Origin of the sequence: Sphingomonas sp. DC1600-2 (genome assembly GCF_049897605.1) — a bacterium.
In the GTDB taxonomy this organism is placed as follows: domain Bacteria; phylum Pseudomonadota; class Alphaproteobacteria; order Sphingomonadales; family Sphingomonadaceae; genus Sphingomonas.
Genome location: NZ_JAFCWO010000002.1, coordinates 569,234 through 583,239 on the forward strand (window position 1 = coordinate 569,234; position 14,006 = coordinate 583,239).

The following is a 14,006-nucleotide window of genomic DNA, read 5'->3' on the forward strand; positions in this document are numbered from 1 at the left end:
ACCGGTCCCGGCGGGGCGTTTTCCCCGAAAATCCCCGGTGAAGGGGGCGTCACCGAACGGGTGCAGCAGCAGCCTTTGACGAAGCAGCATCGCTCTGATTGCTGGCGGGGGTAACGGCACTGGGCGCGACGCCGAGCTCGGCCAGCGGCTCCTTCGCCGAATCGGCGGTATTTCCGGAAACCATCGTCGCGACAACGTCGGGACGCGCACTACCGATAGCGGCAACTTGCCGATCGCGACTGACCGTCGCGAAGATCGCGGCAGCGAGGCCGATGAGCAGCAGGACCGCGGCGAGGCCGATCATCCCGACTTTCGCACGCTGCATCGTCTGCGCTGGGTCTTGAGCAAGAATTTTCATAGGCTGTGGCATAAATGTAACGCGTTAACGCGTGCTTGTCGATGCCGACGATTCTCAGCCCCTAAGCCAAGGCGGAACCGCCAAGCCCTTCTCCTCCAGCCAGGCGCGATTGTAGAGCGTTGAGAGATAGCGAAAACCGGTGTCGCACAGGATCGTCACCACGCGGCTGCCAGGTCCAAGCTGGCGCGCCAGTCGTACCGCCCCTGCCACGTTTATCCCCGACGACAGGCCGAGACACAGCCCTTCTTCCGCCAGCAGCCGCGTCACCCATTCCATTCCCTCCGCATCCGAAATGCGAAATTGCGTATCGATCGGCGCGCCCTCCAGATTGGCGGTGATTCGCCCTTGCCCGATTCCCTCGGCGACCGAAGAGCCCTCGGCCTTCAACTCGCCATGCGCATAATATTCATAGAGGGCAGCACCGTGCGGGTCGCTGAGCGCGATACAGACAGCCTCGTCCTTTGCCTTCAGCCCCATCCCGACTCCCGCGATCGTGCCGCCGGTGCCAGCCGCGCAGGTGAATCCATCGATTCGCCCGTCCATCTGCGCCCAGATCTCCTCGGCGGTGCCAACGATATGCGCTCGGCGATTGGCGATGTTGTCGAACTGGTTGGCCCAAACCGCGTTCGCGGTTTCCTCCGCGATCCGCCGCGACGTGTGGACGAAATGTGCCGGGTTCGAATAGGGCGCGGCCGGCACCAGCACGAGCTCGGCCCCGAGCGCGCGCAACGTGTCCATTTTCTCGCGGCTTTGCGTCTCGGGCATCACGATGATCGTGCGATAGCCTTTGGCATTGGCGACCAGCGCCAGGCCGATCCCCGTATTACCGGCGGTCCCCTCGACAAAACACCCGCCGGGCTCGATCAGCCCCCGCGCCTCCGCATCCTCGACGATGCCGAGCGCTGCGCGGTCCTTTACCGAAGCGCCGGGATTGGCAAATTCACATTTGCCGTAAATCTCACCCCCGGCCGCCTCGCTTGGCCCCTTGAGCAGGACGAGCGGTGTATTGCCAATAAGGGCGAGCGAGTTTGGGGTGACGTGCATACATCCTGAAATGCCGCGTGTTGGCGACCGGGGCAAGCGAGCGTTGCTTGGGCTCGTGCAAGCGCAAACGCTTAAAGCGACAGGACGGGCCGCCCATTACCCCAATCGGCGCAAAATCCCGGCGGAAAATCGGCGAAAATGTGGAGCTTGTGTTACGGAATTATTGCGGCGCAAAAAATGACGCACCTTACGGGAAACACCACTCTTGACGCCCCGTGCTGCGTGCGCGAAGAAAAATGCCATGACCAAGCGCATCCTCCCCACCGCCGCCCTTTTCCTGATGCTCTCGGCTTGCGAAAACAAGCCGACCGAAGTGTCGACGGTCGCGCCCGACCCGATGGCGTCGGTGCTGGCCAACAAGGCCCCGGTCGAATTGCCGCCCGCGATCCGGAAGGAAGTCACCTTCCGCTGCAAGGACAACAGCCTTGTCTACGTCACCTTCTTCCAGGGCGACAAGCAGGCGCTGGTCAAGGCGACCGAGAAGGGTACGCCTGTCAAGCTCACCGCCGAAAAGGCAGGCGATCCGCTCAAGGCCGATGGCTATGAAATGACCGGCAACGAAAAGGCGGTGACGCTGACTCAGCCGGGCAAGCCCAAGCAGCTTTGCGACATCTGATCTTCGCCACCGGTTGCACGCATCGTCGGCATTCGCCACGATAGGCCGTTCCTGAGCGAGGGGCTAAAACAGTGTCGACGATTGCGATCTACAGTTTGAAAGGCGGCGTCGGCAAAACGACGCTCGCCGTCAATCTTTCCTGGGCATCGGCGACGCTGTCCTCGCGGCGGACGCTGTTGTGGGATCTTGATCCGCAAGCCGCCAGCACCTTTTTGCTGTCGCAACGTGCCGACAACGGCAAGCTCAAGGATCAGGCGCAATCGGTTTTCGCCAAGGATGTCGAACCCGACAAACTGATCGAAAAGACCGCGACGCCCCGGCTCGACCTGATCGGCGCGGACGCCTCATTGCGCGGGCTCGATCTGCTGTTCCACGAACTCGACAAGAAAAAGCGCCTGCAAAAACTGCTGGTCGGGTTGCGCAAGGATTATGATCGCATCCTGCTCGACTGCCCGCCCGGCCTGACCGAGACCAGCGACCAGGTGATGCGCGCGGCCGATCTGATCGTCGTCCCGGTCATCCCGTCGCCACTGTCCGAACGGGCGCTGACCGAGGTCATCAAGCACCTTGGCACCAAGGCGCAGATCATGCCGGTCCATTCGATGGTCGATCGTCGCCGCAAACTTCATGCCGAGGCACTCGCCCGCCATCCCGATTGGCCCGTCGTGCCAATGGCCAGCCTGATCGAGCAAGTGACCGCCAGGCGCGCCCCGGTCGGCAGCTTTGCCGCGCGATCAGCCGGAGCACAGGCGTTTGCGCACTTGTGGCAGGCGATCGAGCGCCGCTTGGCTGCGTGACCCGCGCCACGGACGACTCGCCCTCCCCTCGCCAAACGCTCGACCCGCAACTGGTGCTGGGGGCCTATTCGGTCGGCGTCTTTCCGATGGCCGACAGTCGCGACGCCGAAGAGGTCTATTGGGTCGAACCGCAAGAGCGGGCGATCCTGCCGCTCGATGGCTTTCATCTCTCGCACTCGCTGCGCAAGACCCTCGCCGCGGATCGTTATCGCGTCACTGCGGACACCGCCTTTGCGCAAACGCTGCGGTTGTGCGCGGAATCGGTCCCGAACCGGCCAGACACCTGGATCAACCCCGGGATCGAACGCGTCTTCATCCAGCTTCACGCGATGGGCTTTGCGCATTCGGTCGAGGTCTGGGACGGGGCGACACTGGTTGGCGGGCTTTACGGATTGGCACTGGGGCGCGCCTTTTTCGGCGAAAGCATGGTCAGCCGCGCCCGCGATGCGTCGAAAATCGCAATGGCGTGGCTGGTGGCACGGCTGCGCGTCGGCGGCTTTTCGCTGCTGGATTGCCAGTTCATGACCGATCACCTCGCCTCGCTTGGCGCGATCGAGATCAGCCGTAGCGATTATCTGGTGGCGTTGTCGGCCGCGATCGCGGGAGCGGTCGGCTCGGGGGCCTCGGCGTCGGGGGTGGGCGACTTCTTCGCGCTGGATCGAGCGGCCTCGCCGGTGTTGGACAAACCGGTTCCCGCCACGGAGTTCGGTCCGCCTTCGGGGAAGGTCATCGCGCAACTCTTGACCCACACATCATAAATCGGGTGCTGCACGACGTTGAGCGCGGGTCGCTCCTTGAACAGCCACCCCGAAAAAACGCGCCGCCAGTTCTTGTCGCTGCCCGCGACATCAACCTGGACGAATGCCCCGGTATAATGTTCCTGCTCCCACGGCGCGGTTTGCTCGCACGCGCGCAACCGCACTACGACATCGCCGATCCGCGCCGCCTTTCCGGGTTTCAGCACGATATCGCGCGACACGCCGTTACGCTTGTTCAACAGTCCCAAGGTCGCGACGCGTTCCGCCATCGGGGTCGCACCATAGCTCGGATCGACTCCGTCCCCGACATCCACCGTGACGATGTTGCTGGCGCTGGTGTCGGCGTCGAGCGCGGTTTCAGGGGTTTCCTTGGGTTCCGGCGCAACCGTTTTCGACGGGCTACACCCGGCCAGCACTGCGGCAAGTACCAGCGTCACGCCGCCCGGCGCGGGACGAATCACGCGTCGGGCGTCCACGCTTCGTAATCGCCGGTCGCGGGGGCACGCACACCGCCCTTTTCCAGCGCGCCGCTCGGGCGATAGGCGGCCACCGTGCCGGTCAAATTGGGCTCGGCCGGCTTTTGCCAAGCGCGCGGCGCAGGCAGCGCGCGCGACGGCACGTCATCGACTTGATGGTGGAGCCAACTGAACCACTCGGGCGCGACTCGGCTCGAATCATTGGGACCGTTGTAGATCACCCAGCGGCGTGGATTGCCCGCGGTATCGCGCCCGCCCTCATAATAGACGTTGCCAAGCGCGTCTTCGCCTACGCGCGCTTTGCCGCGCAGACCAAAGGCAGTGCCCCAGCTCGCGCCGGTCCACCAGGTGAAAGGATTGAGATTGATGCCCATGAAATGCGCTTAGCGCGACGCCGTGCTGCCTTCAACTGCGATCACTGGCTCTTCTGCCCCGCCCAGGCAACAGGATCGCCTTCGGCGATGCCAAGGTCGAGCGCGCGGCCCCCGCGAAGTTCCAGCACCGCGCTGACCGGTTCGCCCGACGGGATCTGCGTTTCTGATTGCGGCGCGGTATTTTCGGCAATCCGCGCGATCGTGCCGTCTGCACGGATGAAAATAATGTCGAGCGGGCTCGGCGTGTTCTTCATCCAGAAATTCGCCTCGCGCGGGGGGCCACCCTCTGGCGGATAAGGGGCGAACAGCATCCCGCCATTTTGCGGAATGTCGGTGCGGAACATCAGCCCCCGCTCCTGCTCATCCTTGGTGCGGGCCGTCTCGACGAGGAAGGTATGTTGGCCGTTGGCGCTCTTGATGGTCACCGTGACCGTCTGCGCCGATGCCTCGACCGGATCGGATGCCGCAGTCGTGCCGCTGCAGCCACTTGCCACGCCCAGCGCCGCAACGGCCAACAGCGTTACCCATCGAACGCGCATGATACGGGATTCAGCCTTCCTGTTGCACGACCACTGCAAGGGGGCCTTTATCCCCTGCAACCATCCGCGCAAGCAATAGCTGCCCCGGCTCCACATCGGCCAGTCCAGACCGACGCAACGTCTCGACATGGACAAAAACATCCGCCGAATCGTCATTGCGCACCAGAAAGCCATAGCCTTTCAGTCGATTGAACCACTTGACCGTCACCGGTTCGAACGGGCCCGCTTTATCAAGACCGCAGTCGCGATCCTGCGCGATGGGGGCAGACAGCCGCAGGCGGTCGAGCGGTTCGGCGGCATCGGTCAAATCGATCGAAAGAATCTCGATGGCCTGCAGTCCACGATCTCGCAAAGCCGCCACGCATTCCAGACGCGCGCCTTCGGGAAGGCTGCGCCGCCCGTGCGGGCGCAACACCGAAAAATGAATGAGGATATCGCCCACGGTCGGATCGTCGGCGACCAGGAAGCCGAACCCGCGCGTGATGTCGAACCATTTTAGAACACCCGAATAGACGCGGGTCAACGCGCCGGTCGTAGTCGTCTCCGCCTTGGCCTGTTCCGCGCTTTTCGATCTATCGGGCAACAAAATCGTTTCGTTCAGCATGCCGATACCCCCCCACTCGCTGGCGTAGCACCGACCGCAGGCTAGAGAAAAATCAGACAAGTTCTGTGCGAAACTCCACAGACAGGAAGCGGAATCTATCGGTTTTCGAACAATCGATCGCAATCCTCATCGGGTGCCATCATGGCAATACGACGCGCGAGCGTGAAATCGTGGCCGCCGCGAATCATCGCCGCAATGTGCTTTTCGCGCTCCGTTCGATCCGCCTGTACGCGCGCGAAAGGCCCGATTCGACGGCGGCGGGCAAAGGCCAGCGCGGTCTCTACTGCCCGCGTGGCAACGTCCGGCACAATCGCCGCGCGGTCCTCCTCGGCGAGGCCAGCCTCGCGCAGCGCGCCCGTCACGCGGCGCATGCCCAGGCCGCGCCGCCCCATCGCCGCCGCCCGCGCCTCCCCAAAGGCACGGTCGTCAATATAGCCAAGATCCGCCAGCTTTTGGGCCAGCGCGGCAGGGTCAGCGTCTTCGCCTTCCCATCCACGCTCGCGAACCTTCCGCAAAAGGTAGGCGGTCAACCGGCCCCGCGTCGTCGCGAAACGTTCGACATAGCGCAGCGCAAGGCGCTCCAATGCCGCTGCATCCAATGCGGGCGCAATGCGTATCTCTTTGGGATTTGACGGGTTACGGATGGGATCGCGCATGACGCCATCATTGTGCCACAGTCGAACCGGATTTTGAACGCTTGGCATAAGCAGGGGTGCATGCCGAAGGAATTAGAGGCGCAGCGGCCGGGGGTCGCTGCGATCAAGGGCACAGAGACACATGACTATCGATGTTTCGGACGATCTTTTGGGCGATGCAGACGTGCGAACCGCCGCAGTGGCAACACCCAAGGCGATCGCGACACCGACCGAGGACACTCTGGCGCGCCGGTTCGCCGATTTCGACACGCTGGGTGCCGCGCTCGATTATGCGGCAAGCGGACAACGCGGGCTGAATTTCCATGACGCGCGCGGTGCGCTGACCCGGCCCTATCGCTTTGCCGAGCTGCGCGACGATGCGCTGGCGATGGCGCGCCGGCTGGTCGCGGCGGGGATCAAGCCCGCCGATCGCATTGCGATCGTCGCCGAAACCAGCCCCGAATTCGCCGCCCTGTTCTTCGGCGTTATCTATGCGGGTGCCTGGCCCGTGCCATTGCCGTTGCCAACATCGTTTGGCGGGCGCGATTCCTATATCGAGCAGCTTCGCGTGCAATTGACGAGCTGCGATCCGGTGATGCTCATCTATCCCCCGGAACTGTCCCAAATGGCGGGCGATGCGGCGGGATTGGCCGGGGTCGCAGGCATGGACTGGTCCAGCTTTGCTACCCGCAGCGCGCCGGATGTGGCCCTGCCGCAGGCACGCGGCGACGACATCGCCTATCTGCAATATTCAAGCGGCTCGACGCGCTTCCCGCATGGCGTGGCGATCACGCACCACGCCTTGCTCAATAACCTTGCGGCGCATTCCCATGGCATGCAGTTGATCGAGAGTGACCGCTGCGTGTCGTGGCTGCCCTGGTATCACGACATGGGGCTGGTCGGCTGCTTCCTGTCGCCCGTCGCCAACCAGGTGTCGACCGATTATCTGAAGACCGAGGATTTCGCGCGCCGTCCGCTGGCGTGGCTCGACATGATCAGCCGTAACCCCGGCACTTCGGTCAGCTATTCGCCCACCTTCGGCTACGACATTTGCGCCCGCCGCATGTCGAGCCAGACCAAGGCGTCCGACCGCTTCGACCTGTCGCGCTGGCGCATCGCGGGCAATGGTGCCGACATGATCCGGCCCGACGTGATGCAGAGCTTCGTCGATTCCTTCAGCGACGCCGGTTTCAAGGCCAGCGCCTTCCTGCCGAGCTATGGTTTGGCCGAGGCGACGCTGGCGGTGTCGATCATGCCGCCGACCGAGGGCATTCGCGTCGAACTGGTCGAGGAAACCCAATTGTCGGGCGTCCCCGTCGGGCAGGACCGGCCACAGCGGTTCCGCGCGATCGTCAATTGCGGCAAGCCCGTGCGCGACATGAAGGTCGAGATTCGCGAAGAAGACGGCACGCCGCTGCCCGAACGCGCGATTGGCAAGGTGTGGTGCTCGGGGCCGTCGGTGATGGTCGGCTATTTCCGCGACGAGGCGTCGACCAATGCCTGCCTGGTCGATGGCTGGCTCGACACCGGCGATATGGGCTATCTCAGCGACGGTTATGTCTACATCGTCGGCCGCGCCAAGGACATGATCATCATCAACGGCCGCAACCACTGGCCGCAGGATATTGAATGGGCGGTCGAGCAACTGCCCGGCTTCAAGGCGGGCGACATCGCGGCCTTCGCCATCACCACCCCCGGTGGGGAAGAAACCCCCGCCGTTCTTGTACAGTGCCGCAGCTCGGACGATGCCGAGCGCCTGCGCCTGCGCGATGAGATCCGCGAACGGGTGCGTTCGGTTACCGGGATGAACTGCGTGATCGAACTGATCCCGCCGCGCACATTGCCGCGCACCAGCTCGGGCAAGCTCAGCCGGGCGAAGGCACGCAACCTGTATCTGAACGGCGATATCAAGCCCTACGATCTGGCGGCGTAACGGCCCGCAAAAAAGTCGGGCGGCTATAACGATCCGCTAACGCTGCTTGCGGTAGTGTCGGTGTCGTGAGCACCGACAGCACCTCTCAATTCGCAACGCCGCGGATCGACGGCCGGGCATTGCTCGGCCTTTACGACCCGGCGGACACCACCGACTGGGGCCCGATTCGCGCGGCCCAGCTTCATGCCGGTGGGCAATTGGCGCTGTTCCTGCTTGGGGCGAATGTCGTCGGTGCAGCGCTCGTCACGCTGATCCTCGCCCATATCGCCCCGTTATGGGCACTGGCAAGTTGGGCGACGGTGGTCGCCGCCGTGTCGGTGGCGGTTACCTTTCGCCGTCTCGCCGCGCGCCAGCGGGCGGGCAACGCGGCGGGATTGCGCGATGTACGCGATACCGTGCTGGAAGGCATCGCGCTCGCCGCAGTCTGGTCGGTGCCGCCGCTCGCACTCGGCATGCGGGCCGATGCCGGGACAGCGCTTGGATTGTGGATCGTTCTATCGCTGTTGATGACCGCGTCCGCCACCGCAATGGCTGCGCTGCCGCTGGCGACGCTCAGCTTTCTCGGTATTTTGGGTTCGGCGATTGCGGCGATGCTGTTTTTTGTCGGGGGGCCGCTCTTTGCCGCAGCGGTGCTGCTGTTTACCGCTTTGCTGATGATCGGCTGTTTCAGTCGCGCGCGCGCCCTGGTGCTGATCCGCGCGGGCGAAATTTCGCTGGCGGAGCGTGATGAAACCGTCAGCCTGTTGCTGCGGGAAGCGGAAGACCATGGCGCAGACTGGCTTTGGGAAACCGATGCCGGTCGCCGGGTGGTCCGCGCATCGTCCCGCTTTGCGCATTCGGTCGGGCTCGATCCGGTCTCGATCAACGGCAAGTCGCTGCTGCAGGTGCTCGCCGGGCCGACTTGGGAAGCGGGAAATTTCTCGGCTGGGCTGCGCCAACTGTCCGACAACCTGAAGGGACGTGAGCCGTTTCGCGGCGTTTTGCTGCCGGTGCTGGTCGGCGACACCGAACGCTGGTTCGAGATCGCCGCCAATCCGCGCCATGACGAACGCGGGGCGTTTATCGGCTTTCGTGGCGTTGGATCGGACGTCACCGAACAGCGGGCATCGGCCGACAAGATCAACCGGATGGCACGGCTCGACACCTTGACTGGCCTCCCCAACCGCTTGCTCATCAACGAAGCGTTGGTGCGTGCCATGGCGGATGCGGAAAAATGGGGCAGCCGCTGCGCCTTCATGATGATCGATCTCGATCGCTTCAAGGCGGTTAACGACACGCTCGGCCACCCGGTCGGAGACCGGTTGCTCAGTCGCGTTTCGGAACGACTCGCAAGTTTGATGAGCGACAACGAAATTATCGGCCGCCTGGGCGGCGACGAATTCGCCGTCGTCGTCCGCGACGCCAGCGACACGTTGCGCCTCGAACGCCTTGCCCAGATGATCGTGGACACGCTGTCGCGCCCGTATGAGATCGATCAGCACACGCTCTACACCGGGGCCAGTGTCGGCTTGGCGACCGGACCACGCGACGGGCGGACCGCTGAAATGTTGATCCGCTCCGCCGATCTGGCGCTGTATCGTTCCAAGGACGCTGGCGGAGGCAAGTTCACCAGCTACGAACCGCAATTGCATGTTGCTGCGGAAGAACGTCGTTTGCTGGAACAGGCATTGCGCAAGGCGCTGAGCAATAACGAGCTCCATCTCAACTACCAGCCGGTGGTAAACTCCGACACCGGGCTCCTGACCGGCTTCGAAGCTCTCGTACGCTGGACGCACCCGGAACTGGGCGTCATTTCGCCCGCAAAATTCATCCCGCTCGCCGAAGATGCGCGCCTGATCGCCCCGATCGGGGAGTGGGTCTTGCGCACGGCTTGTGCCGAAGCTGCCGGCTGGCCGGGCGAGACGCGGGTCGCGGTCAACGTGTCGCCCGAGCAACTGCACAACCCCGGCTTCGTGTCGATTGTCGCCTCGGCTTTGGCCAATAGCGGCCTGCCCGCCCACCGCCTCGAACTCGAAGTCACCGAAAGCGTCTTCATGCGCGACGACACCGGTGCCGTGAAGGTGCTGGAACGGATTTTGGCGCTCGGCGTGCGGCTCAGCCTCGACGATTTCGGGACAGGCTATTCGTCGCTCGGTTACCTCAGCCGCACGCGCTTCTCGACCATCAAGATCGACCGGAGCTTTGTTATCGGTGCCGCCAAGGGTGTGGCCGAGCCGATCGCGATTATCCGTGCGGTCGTGGTGCTTGCGCAGAGCCTGGGCATGACGACCACCGCGGAAGGCGTAGAAACGGCCGACCAGCATCGCATGGTTCAGGATCTGGGCTGTACCAAGGTGCAGGGCTATTATTTCAGCCGCCCCCTGCCCGTCGCCGAAGCCCGCGCACTCGCCCATCGTGACGGCCACGAACGCGCCGTTGCATGAGGCATCTTGCGGACTACGCAACCGCTCGCTAAACGGCCCGTCTGATAGGGGTGTAGCTCAGTTGGTTAGAGCGTCGGTCTCCAAAACCGAAGGCCCTCGGTTCGAGTCCGAGCTCCCCTGCCACCTTCCATGCCATAGCAGCTTTGGACAATTCCCGACACTCTTGAGAACTTTCGCCGCGTTAAGCGACTGAAATCGCGATTCGGTTTTACAGTAGAATCGTGCTATGCCTCCCACAACTTCGGGGGAGGTTCTTATGGCATCGGGCATCCGGACTTTCGGAATTGATGTTTCCCACTGGAACGGCAAGGTTTCCTGGGACGTGGTCCTGAAACCGGACGCGCCGGTTACGGTCCATTTCGCTTATGTAAAGGCCAGCCAACTGTATCTGGGTGCATCGGGTCACGCTGTCCATCAGAAAGACAGCGAATTTGATGAAAATTGGGCGGCGCTGAAACACCATGGGCTGAAACGCGGCGCTTATCATTATTGTATGCCGGAGTTCACCGCGCAGGACATGGCCGATCTGTTTCTGAGCGTCTACCATCCCAGCAAGGGTGATCTTCTGCCGACGCTGGATGTGGAGGATGAGTATGTCCGCGCCATTCAGGCGGGCACCAAAACCCGGTCGCAACTGGTCGCGCAGATCGTTGAATTCGGCAAAATCCTGGTGACGGCGACGGGGCACCAGCCGTTCCTGTACATCCGCAAGGACATCGCCGATTTCCTGGGCAACCCGCCGGAATTTGCCGCGTTTCCGCTCTGGCTCGCCAATTATAACCATCCGCCGACGCCGCCGGTGCCGAAACCGTGGACCGGCTATACGCTGTGGCAATATTCCGAACAGGGCCACCTCGCGGGCGTACCGGGCAATTGCGATCTCGATTATCTGAACGGTCCGCCCACCTTGCTCGACTCGTTCGTGATCTGACGCGAATGCGGCGGCGATGGCGGTTCCGATCTTCAGGCCATTGTCGCCCAATCGTGAGGCGAGTTGATTTCGCCTGCCGCCCGCGCTAATGCTTGTCTATTCCGAAATCGGGAATTCTCGTCGTCGGGCCTTGGCAGGCCCGGGCGGCGGGCCCATGTCCTGATCTTGGCCAAGAAAACATGAGTGCACAGCCCGTGGCGAAGACGACCCCCCTCGAATTCATCCGACAGGTCCAGGCGGAGACCAAGAAGGTCGTGTGGCCGACCCGGCGCGAGACGATTATGACCGGCGTGATGGTCGTCATCATGACGACGCTGCTCGGCCTGTTCTTCTTCGTGGTCGACACCGGCTTCGAGGCGATCGTCAAGCTGCTGCTCAGCCTCGCCAAATAATCTAGGTAAACGAACACATGGCACGCTGGTACATCATCCACGCTTATTCGGGTTTCGAGGGCAAGGTCCGCGATTCGATCATGGCCGAAGCGACCCGCATGGGGCTCGAGCAACTGGTCGAGCAGATCGAGGTTCCGACCGAAACCGTCACCGAGGCGCGCCGCGGCAAGAAGATCTCGGTCGAGCGCAAGTTCATGCCGGGCTATGTGCTCGCCAAGCTCAACATGAACGACGACGTCTATCACCTCGTCAAGAACACCCCCAAGGTGACCGGCTTCCTTGGCCCGAACGGCAAACCGCAGGCGATCCCCGAGGCGGAAGCTGCGCGGATGCTCAACACCAAGGAAGAAGCCGCCGCTGCGCCCAAGCAGAAGATCAAGGTCGATTTCGAAATCGGCGATTCGGTCAAGGTGCTCGACGGCCCGTTCGCGAGCTTCAACGGCATTGTCGAGGAACTCGATTTCGACCGCAGCCGCGTCAAGGTGTCGGTGTCGATCTTCGGTCGCGCCACCCCGGTCGAGCTGGAATTCGAACAGGTCGAACGCAGCAAATAAGCGTTTTTGCCGGGCGCGGCGTCGCAACCGCCGCGCCCGCATTTTACAAAAAGCTGGCGCGCCATGCGCCACGCTTTAGGACCGTCCTTCACGCCCGCCGATTACGGCGGCTGACCGAGAGGGACCATGTCGATCCACCCCGCCCCCACGCCCGCGCACGGCCCCAGCCCCTTTTACTACCATCTCTATTTTCAGGTGCTCACCGCGATCGTGCTCGGCGCGCTGGTGGGGCATTTCTGGCCAACGACGGGCGAAGCGCTGAAACCGCTGGGCGACGGCTTCATCAAGCTGGTCAAGATGGTGATCGCGCCGGTGATCTTCCTGAGCCTGGTCAGCGGCATCGCCGGCATGCGCGAGTTGAAGTCGGTGGGGCGCGTCGCGCTCAAGGCGTTCGGTTATTTCCTGTTTTTCTCGACGCTGGCGCTGATCCTTGGTCTGGTGGTCGCCAATGTCGTTCACCCGGGCGCGGGCATGAACATCAATCCGTCAACGCTCGATGCCGGTTCGGTGGCCGGTTATGCGCATCAGGCGCATGAAACGACCTTTGTCGGCTTCCTGATGTCGATCATCCCCAACACGATGGTCTCGGCGCTGACCGAAGGATCGATCCTGCAGACGCTGTTCGTCGCGGTGTTGTTCGGCATCGCGCTGACTTTGGTCGGCGAAGCGGCCGAGCCGGTGCTCGATCTGATCGAGCGGCTCGCCCTGATCGTGTTCCGCATCGTCGGCATCCTGATGCGCGCGGCCCCGGTCGGCGCGTTCGGCGCGATCGCCTTCACCGTCGGCAAATATGGCGCGAGCAGCCTGATCAATCTCGGCGGGCTGGTCGCGACCTTCTATTTCACCTCGATCGTATTCGTGCTGGCCATCCTCGGCGCAGTGGCGCGGCTACACGGTTTCTCGATCCTGCGCTTGCTCGCCTATTTGAAGGCCGAGTTGCTGCTGGTGCTCGGCACCTCTTCGTCCGAGGCGGCCCTGCCCAACCTCATCACCAAGCTGGAGGCGGCGGGTTGCGACAAGGGCGTGGTCGGGCTGGTCGTGCCGACCGGCTATTCGTTCAATCTCGACGGCACCAATATCTACATGACGCTGGCCGCCTTGTTCATCGCGCAGGCCTGCAACGTGCCTTTGTCGATCGGCGACCAGTTGCTGCTGGTCGGCGTGGCGATGCTGAGTTCGAAGGGCGCGGCCGGGGTGACCGGGGCGGGCTTCATCACGCTGGCCGCCACGCTGTCGATCGTGCCGTCGGTGCCGGTAGCGGGCATGGCGCTGATCCTGGGCGTCGATCGCTTCATGAGCGAATGCCGCAGCCTGACCAACTTCATCGGCAATGCGGTCGCGGCGATCGTCGTCGCGCGCTGGGAGGGCAAGCTCGACCGTGCCAAATTGGAGGAGGTGTTGTCGGGCGGGGCGCACCGTTTCGGCTGAAATAGACCGCACCCCCTCCCGTTCGGGCTGAGCTTGTCGAAGCCCTGCCCTCCCACTGCGGGGCGCTCGCAAGGGGAAAGCAGCCCTTCGACAAGCTCAGGGCGAACGGGAGGTATGCATGCGCTCGATCTACGCCCGAACCGC

15 protein-coding genes, 1 tRNA gene and 1 pseudogene are annotated in these 14,006 nt (G+C 63.2%); 10 read left to right on the forward strand and 7 right to left on the reverse strand.

Annotated features, from left to right (window positions below; all coding sequences use genetic code 11):
• Positions 1–49: 49 nt before the first annotated feature.
• Both ACP7BL_RS06255 and ACP7BL_RS06260 read right to left on the reverse strand, forming a co-directional pair.
• Positions 50–358, reverse strand: coding sequence for a hypothetical protein (locus ACP7BL_RS06255; protein WP_310065588.1), 309 nt, complete (start codon positions 356–358; stop codon positions 50–52).
• 54 nt (positions 359–412) lie between these two features.
• Positions 413–1,402: a cysteine synthase A gene (locus tag ACP7BL_RS06260; RefSeq protein WP_033964888.1), complete on the reverse strand. Its 990-nt coding sequence runs from the start codon at positions 1,400–1,402 to the stop codon at positions 413–415.
• A 241-nt stretch (positions 1,403–1,643) separates the two neighbouring features.
• Here ACP7BL_RS06260 and ACP7BL_RS06265 point away from each other — a divergent pair, with 241 nt between their 5' ends.
• The 3 genes from ACP7BL_RS06265 (at position 1,644) to aat (ending at position 3,573) form a co-directional block, all read left to right on the forward strand.
• Positions 1,644–2,018 (forward strand): hypothetical protein, encoded by a 375-nt coding sequence (locus tag ACP7BL_RS06265; RefSeq protein ID WP_137902776.1) that lies wholly within the window; start codon positions 1,644–1,646, stop codon positions 2,016–2,018.
• Positions 2,019–2,089: 71 nt separating this feature from the next.
• The gene (locus ACP7BL_RS06270) at positions 2,090–2,815 is read left to right on the forward strand and encodes a ParA family protein (protein ID WP_426257875.1); all 726 of its coding nucleotides are present in this window, start codon (positions 2,090–2,092) and stop codon (positions 2,813–2,815) included.
• Positions 2,812–3,573 carry a leucyl/phenylalanyl-tRNA--protein transferase gene (gene aat, locus ACP7BL_RS06275; RefSeq protein WP_426257876.1) on the forward strand — a complete coding sequence of 254 codons (762 nt, stop codon included), beginning with the start codon at positions 2,812–2,814 and terminating at the stop codon, positions 3,571–3,573. The genes ACP7BL_RS06270 and aat overlap by 4 nt, the downstream gene beginning before the upstream one ends.
• A gap of 35 nt (positions 3,574–3,608) precedes the next feature.
• On the opposite strand, the pseudogene ACP7BL_RS06280 reads toward aat, so the two are convergent.
• The 5 genes and pseudogenes from ACP7BL_RS06280 to ACP7BL_RS06300 all read right to left on the reverse strand — a co-directional run.
• Positions 3,609–3,842, reverse strand: a pseudogene (locus tag ACP7BL_RS06280) (DUF2155 domain-containing protein); the annotation flags it as partial.
• Between the two features lie 188 nt (positions 3,843–4,030).
• Positions 4,031–4,423, reverse strand: a complete 393-nt coding sequence (locus tag ACP7BL_RS06285; protein WP_126846878.1) for an NADH:ubiquinone oxidoreductase subunit NDUFA12 — start codon at positions 4,421–4,423, stop codon at positions 4,031–4,033.
• A 41-nt stretch (positions 4,424–4,464) separates the two neighbouring features.
• Positions 4,465–4,962, reverse strand: a complete 498-nt coding sequence (locus ACP7BL_RS06290; protein WP_126846876.1) for a DUF192 domain-containing protein — start codon at positions 4,960–4,962, stop codon at positions 4,465–4,467.
• Positions 4,963–4,972: 10 nt separating this feature from the next.
• Positions 4,973–5,566: a cold-shock protein gene (locus tag ACP7BL_RS06295; protein ID WP_126847149.1), complete on the reverse strand. Its 594-nt coding sequence runs from the start codon at positions 5,564–5,566 to the stop codon at positions 4,973–4,975.
• Between the two features lie 95 nt (positions 5,567–5,661).
• Positions 5,662–6,222, reverse strand: a complete 561-nt coding sequence (locus tag ACP7BL_RS06300; RefSeq protein WP_249340845.1) for a regulatory protein RecX — start codon at positions 6,220–6,222, stop codon at positions 5,662–5,664.
• A 121-nt stretch (positions 6,223–6,343) separates the two neighbouring features.
• Between ACP7BL_RS06300 and ACP7BL_RS06305 the strand changes: the two genes are divergently transcribed.
• The 7 genes from ACP7BL_RS06305 to ACP7BL_RS06335 all read left to right on the forward strand — a co-directional run bounded on the left by ACP7BL_RS06305 (position 6,344) and on the right by ACP7BL_RS06335 (position 13,862).
• Entirely contained in the window at positions 6,344–8,134 is a 1,791-nt protein-coding gene (locus tag ACP7BL_RS06305) for a fatty acyl-AMP ligase (RefSeq protein WP_426257877.1), read from the forward strand.
• 65 nt (positions 8,135–8,199) lie between these two features.
• Positions 8,200–10,557 carry a putative bifunctional diguanylate cyclase/phosphodiesterase gene (locus tag ACP7BL_RS06310; RefSeq protein WP_137902779.1) on the forward strand — a complete coding sequence of 786 codons (2,358 nt, stop codon included), beginning with the start codon at positions 8,200–8,202 and terminating at the stop codon, positions 10,555–10,557.
• 46 nt (positions 10,558–10,603) lie between these two features.
• Positions 10,604–10,680 (forward strand) — tRNA-Trp (locus tag ACP7BL_RS06315).
• Positions 10,681–10,813: 133 nt separating this feature from the next.
• On the forward strand, positions 10,814–11,488 hold the full coding sequence (locus ACP7BL_RS06320) for a glycoside hydrolase family 25 protein (RefSeq protein WP_426257878.1): 675 nt from the start codon (positions 10,814–10,816) through the stop codon (positions 11,486–11,488).
• Positions 11,489–11,682: 194 nt separating this feature from the next.
• Positions 11,683–11,880 (forward strand): preprotein translocase subunit SecE, encoded by a 198-nt coding sequence (secE, locus tag ACP7BL_RS06325; protein WP_029622476.1) that lies wholly within the window; start codon positions 11,683–11,685, stop codon positions 11,878–11,880.
• Positions 11,881–11,897: 17 nt separating this feature from the next.
• A complete protein-coding gene (gene nusG, locus ACP7BL_RS06330; RefSeq protein ID WP_033966826.1) occupies positions 11,898–12,434 on the forward strand; it encodes a transcription termination/antitermination protein NusG in 537 nt (178 codons plus the stop codon).
• Between the two features lie 126 nt (positions 12,435–12,560).
• Positions 12,561–13,862, forward strand: a complete 1,302-nt coding sequence (locus ACP7BL_RS06335) for a dicarboxylate/amino acid:cation symporter (RefSeq protein WP_426257879.1) — start codon at positions 12,561–12,563, stop codon at positions 13,860–13,862.
• Positions 13,863–14,006: the final 144 nt, after the last annotated feature.

Bases quoted from the DNA above. Each gene is read 5' to 3' on its own strand.
- ACP7BL_RS06300 (WP_249340845.1), bottom strand. From the start codon at position 6,222: ATGCGCGATCCCATCCGTAACCCGTCAAATCCCAAAGAGATACGCATT.
- ACP7BL_RS06320 (WP_426257878.1), top strand. From the start codon at position 10,814: ATGGCATCGGGCATCCGGACTTTCGGAATTGATGTTTCCCACTGGAAC.
- nusG (WP_033966826.1), top strand. From the start codon at position 11,898: ATGGCACGCTGGTACATCATCCACGCTTATTCGGGTTTCGAGGGCAAG.
- ACP7BL_RS06255 (WP_310065588.1), bottom strand. From the start codon at position 358: ATGAAAATTCTTGCTCAAGACCCAGCGCAGACGATGCAGCGTGCGAAA.
- ACP7BL_RS06260 (WP_033964888.1), bottom strand. From the start codon at position 1,402: ATGCACGTCACCCCAAACTCGCTCGCCCTTATTGGCAATACACCGCTC.
- ACP7BL_RS06335 (WP_426257879.1), top strand. From the start codon at position 12,561: ATGTCGATCCACCCCGCCCCCACGCCCGCGCACGGCCCCAGCCCCTTT.
- ACP7BL_RS06305 (WP_426257877.1), top strand. From the start codon at position 6,344: ATGACTATCGATGTTTCGGACGATCTTTTGGGCGATGCAGACGTGCGA.
- ACP7BL_RS06265 (WP_137902776.1), top strand. From the start codon at position 1,644: ATGACCAAGCGCATCCTCCCCACCGCCGCCCTTTTCCTGATGCTCTCG.
- ACP7BL_RS06290 (WP_126846876.1), bottom strand. From the start codon at position 4,962: ATGCGCGTTCGATGGGTAACGCTGTTGGCCGTTGCGGCGCTGGGCGTG.
- ACP7BL_RS06295 (WP_126847149.1), bottom strand. From the start codon at position 5,566: ATGCTGAACGAAACGATTTTGTTGCCCGATAGATCGAAAAGCGCGGAA.
- ACP7BL_RS06285 (WP_126846878.1), bottom strand. From the start codon at position 4,423: ATGGGCATCAATCTCAATCCTTTCACCTGGTGGACCGGCGCGAGCTGG.